Raw genomic sequence first — 4,096 nt, 5'->3', positions numbered from 1 at the left:
GTTTTGGCAGAAGAAGATACCGTCTATCGACGGGCAGCAGTTAAGGTACTCGGAGCGATCGGGACAGATACTGTGCCATCTTTAGTCGATTCCTTGGTCAAAAGTGATAATTCAACAATTAGGAGCAGTTGTGCTAAAGCTCTAGCTCAGGTAGCTATTAACTATAAGAATGTTCCCTTCCCATCTGAGGGAATTGAAGGGTTAAAAAAAGGACTCAGCGATACCAATCCGGTTGTTCATATTGCCTCAGCAATGGCTTTAGGAGTAATTGGTGTGCCTGCTTTAGATAGTTTATTGGAAGTTCTAGATGGAACTGATAACTTGGGCTTGGCAGTGGCGATTATTAATGCTGTTAGCTCTATTAATGACGAACGCTCTAAAGCAGTCTTAACCAAATTAGCTAATGATGCCTCTGCTGACACCTATGTACGGGAGACAGCTATCAGTGCTTTATCTCGTCTGGATATGTTGAGCTTCAAATCTAACCGAAGTTAAAAAGGCTAAAGCTACTGTGCTTCAGCCAAGTTAAGATTACTTAATATTTAGCTATTCCCAATCGTTTTCTGATGATTGTCTGCTTGATAAAACTGATAGAAAACGTCATAAATAGTGACAAATTGATAGCATAGCTTCCGACCTAGGAGGCTGTTTACTTCCTGCTTCTTACGGAACTGTCAGCAGCACTCTGTCCACAGGCATTAACGTCAAGCCGACCGCACTTCTTGAGTATATCTTAATATATCGTTATTCTTCGATTAAGTCAATGCTCTCTAGTTGAGTAATTGCCAATTTAATAATCTGCTTAATATCTGCTTCTGATTCCTGTTCCCATGCTGTTTGCAAGGGAACTAAAGCACTATGGGAACGAATTTTCATCAAACATAGAGCTGCTGCCTTGCGAGTTTCACCGCTAGTAGGATGATTCAGTAACTCTATCAAATAGGGAACTGCTGGTTTGTAAGCCAAATTTCCAAGGACAGCTGCTGCTTCAGTGCGTACTATTTCAGACGAATCCCCTAGAGCAGTCAGTAAAATATTAAGAGCCTCTTCTTCCTCTGAATCTTGAGCAATTTTGGCGATCGCCCCCACCACAGCAGCTCTAACTGCGACTTTTTCAGAATGAATCTCTCGATATAGATATTCTTTTGCTTCAGGTCCAATAAATGCCAAAGCCCAAGCTGCATGACCTTTGGTACTTTCTGGATACTCTGTTGACCCTAAAATGTCCAGTAATGGAGGTACAGCAGCTTTTCCTATTCTAGCTAGAGCACCAACTGACGATCCTTGTACCACTGTATCTTCATCATTGAGAAGAGCATGGACTAAGGGAGAAACTGTTTCTGGGTCAGCAATCAGGGTGAGGGTTTTGGCGCTAGCTCGGCGTACTACAGGATCGGGATGATTTCCGAGAGCCTCGAGCAAGAAAGGGGTCGCTGGTTTGCCAATTTGTCCGAGGGTCTCAGCAAAGCCTAAGCGTACCATCCCCCGTGAATCTCCCAGACACTCTACCATGAGTTTTAGGCGTTGAGTATCATTGGGGTTAAAGGTTTGTTGGACAACTTCTTTTCTAGCAGAGGCCAGAAAAGCATCTGTTTCTTCTGGAGACAAAGTATTTTGGACTACTTCTTGTCTAGGTTTTGCTAAAAAAGTATCTGTTTGTTCTGGAGACATGGAAAAACTATAAATAATTATGACAACTAATAATAAAAATACACTATACTCTTGACTTTCATAGAGAATATTTTAACTCCTTTTAATAAAGAGTTAAAGCCTCCGCAAATGTTCTATACTTAATTCAAAATAATACAGTAATATATTAAGTTATTTAGACAATGTTCAGATTAAAGGAAATAAACTAATTCCATATATTTTTAAATTTGTTTAAATTAATATCTTACAAGTATTTGTGGGATAGAATTACTCTAATTTCTCCGGTTGTGATTATTTGTCAATTTTTATTGATGGCATTTAAAATCGCTAGTAAATTAAGATCTAAGAGTTGAGTTAAATTGTAAGCATTCAGCCATCAGCTATCAGCTATGAGTTATTAACTAATTGTCTTGGAAGAAGGAATTAGTAGTCAAGGAAAATTAAAAGTTCTGTTTGCGCAGCATTCCGCAGGAAATGAAATATTTCTGTCTGCTAACCTTAGTATTTGCTTGATTCTTGAAAAAGCTGATAACTGTTTGCGCAGCATTCGGTAGGAAATGCTAATAGCTGAATACTTACGTTAAATTTAATTGAATGCCTGATATGCAACCTCCAATCAATGGAATATTTACAGCACTGTCTGGTGCATAAACTGTTACCTCCTTCCAAAATACTTCTAATGCCTCCCACATTTTTGATAGATTGCAATTTTCATCAGGAATATGTTTTTTCAATTCAGTTTCAGTCAGTGCAAACAACATATAATTTTTGCTATTTAAAGTTCAAATAGCAGTAGTGCCTAAAAGATAATATTTTTCTTGCCTTTGAGTTGCATCTCTACAGTAATATAAGTAGGTGTGCATAAGTAAAGGTAAAATATAAAATTACCTAAAAACTTGAAATTGTCTACAATTTCTTTCCCTCTAAAAATTTGTCTAATTTCTGAAGAAAAGAAATGCTTATTAGAGTTAAAAAGTAACCCAAAAGTCTCTAAAAGAACTAGACAAAGAGCGGAGGTTTTAGTCTTGAACGATCAAATCAAGGAAGGAAAGTATCAGCAATAGCTGTTTATTTAAACGTAAGCATTCAGCTATTAACATTTAGCTTTTCCTGCGGAATGCGTTCGCATTCAGCTTTTAAACGTACAGGACTTTCTAAGGTGAGCTAAAGGAGACCAATTTATTCATAAGTTTTAATTCTCCTTGGAAACTAATTCCTCCTGAGCGTGTGATAATCAGTTAATAATTCATAGCTGATAGCTGATAGCTGATAGCTGACGGCTGAATGCTTACATTTAAACTGTGCAGCTCAGACAGTTCGTCAAACATTTTACCGTTGGTTAACTCAAGGAAGAGAGAGATTATTTGATTCCCCACGTTCAGGAAGAAGACCAGTTTGGATTATTGAAGATATTTTGATTAACATGAGAATAAAATATGCTATAGCAATCCTATTTTATTTGTGTATAGGACCCATTTGAGATTTATATAATTATGGTGGTCAAGTCTTTTCGTACATCAATGAGTGAGGAAAAACCTGAAAAAGGAGTGTTGAATTTTTTGTATTATCTATCCCCACATCTTACCTCTTCCTTTTTCCCTCTTAATCTCCTGTCTCCAGTATAGCTGTCTCCTGACTCAAGGCTAAAAAAAATTGATATTTATCAAGATACCAAATGGGTTCTATAAAAATCTTACTGTTTTTAGGGAACAGCGGTGCGACCCCGCGTCGGCGACAGAGGCAAGGGAACGCCGACCAAGAGAGGGAATGCTGACCAAGAGAGGGAACAGGTAAGAGTTTCAGTTTTTGGCATTGGTAAAATAAGGAATGAAATTTGGATTAAATAAAGATTGATAGTAAGGTAAAAAGCTGTTTTAAATATTTGGCTACGAAAAATCATACCATCATTTACCAACGCCCAGTTTTTTTATTTACTTTTTGATTTGCCACAACAAATGTAGGATTGCTATATTTCTACTATACTTTCCCATGATAGCTCATTTATCTTCAAAATGATTTAGGATTGCTATATACATATATGAAATTCAAGAGAAAATATTATTTTATTTAATCTATAAAAAATTGAAATATTTTGATATAATTTCTCTACAAAATCTTTATAAAGCATCTATAAAATAAATCTTAAGAGATGCTCAAAAATTTACTGTTTAGTGGGTTACGACGAATCGCAAAGCTAACTATTAACTTTAACCATGTAATCTTTGTAACTCACCCCACACCAGGATTTAATATTTTATTTACAGATACCCTCTTAGAAGTAATTGAAGTATAGATTAGGTAATGAGAAAAAATATAACTATAGTTGAATTCGTTTTTTTCTATTTACTATTCATTTATTCTATCCTAACCTTTGCTTCATTTACTTACGATAAAAAAAATAATGAAGTCATTTATTTCAACTGTAATTACTGCTGCTGATATAGCA

The 4,096-nt window shown here is 36.0% G+C and carries 4 protein-coding genes; 2 read left to right on the top strand and 2 right to left on the bottom strand.

Annotated features, from left to right (window positions below; all coding sequences use genetic code 11):
* Positions 1-495: HEAT repeat domain-containing protein (locus tag AC3DU7_RS27195; protein ID WP_488042387.1), on the top strand; the 495-nt coding region annotated here is incomplete at its 5' end.
* Positions 496-744: 249 nt separating this feature from the next.
* Here AC3DU7_RS27195 and AC3DU7_RS27190 read toward each other — a convergent pair.
* Positions 745-1,671, bottom strand: coding sequence for a HEAT repeat domain-containing protein (locus tag AC3DU7_RS27190; protein WP_488042386.1), 927 nt, complete (start codon positions 1,669-1,671; stop codon positions 745-747).
* Between the two features lie 554 nt (positions 1,672-2,225).
* The gene (locus AC3DU7_RS27185) at positions 2,226-2,411 is read right to left on the bottom strand and encodes a macro domain-containing protein (RefSeq protein WP_488042385.1); all 186 of its coding nucleotides are present in this window, start codon (positions 2,409-2,411) and stop codon (positions 2,226-2,228) included.
* Between the two features lie 1,388 nt (positions 2,412-3,799).
* On the opposite strand from AC3DU7_RS27185, the gene AC3DU7_RS27180 reads away from it, so the two are divergent.
* Complete coding sequence (locus tag AC3DU7_RS27180) at positions 3,800-3,943, top strand: hypothetical protein (protein ID WP_488042384.1); 144 nt, start codon at positions 3,800-3,802, stop codon at positions 3,941-3,943.
* The last annotated feature ends 153 nt before the right edge of the window (positions 3,944-4,096 follow it).

The sequence above is a fragment of the Okeania sp. genome, assembly GCF_983059655.1.
This window is presented reverse-complemented; position numbering and strand designations above follow the sequence as displayed.

Bases quoted from the DNA above. Each gene is read 5' to 3' on its own strand.
- AC3DU7_RS27185 (WP_488042385.1), bottom strand. From the start codon at position 2,411: ATGTTGTTTGCACTGACTGAAACTGAATTGAAAAAACATATTCCTGAT.
- AC3DU7_RS27190 (WP_488042386.1), bottom strand. From the start codon at position 1,671: ATGTCTCCAGAACAAACAGATACTTTTTTAGCAAAACCTAGACAAGAA.
- AC3DU7_RS27180 (WP_488042384.1), top strand. From the start codon at position 3,800: ATGCTCAAAAATTTACTGTTTAGTGGGTTACGACGAATCGCAAAGCTA.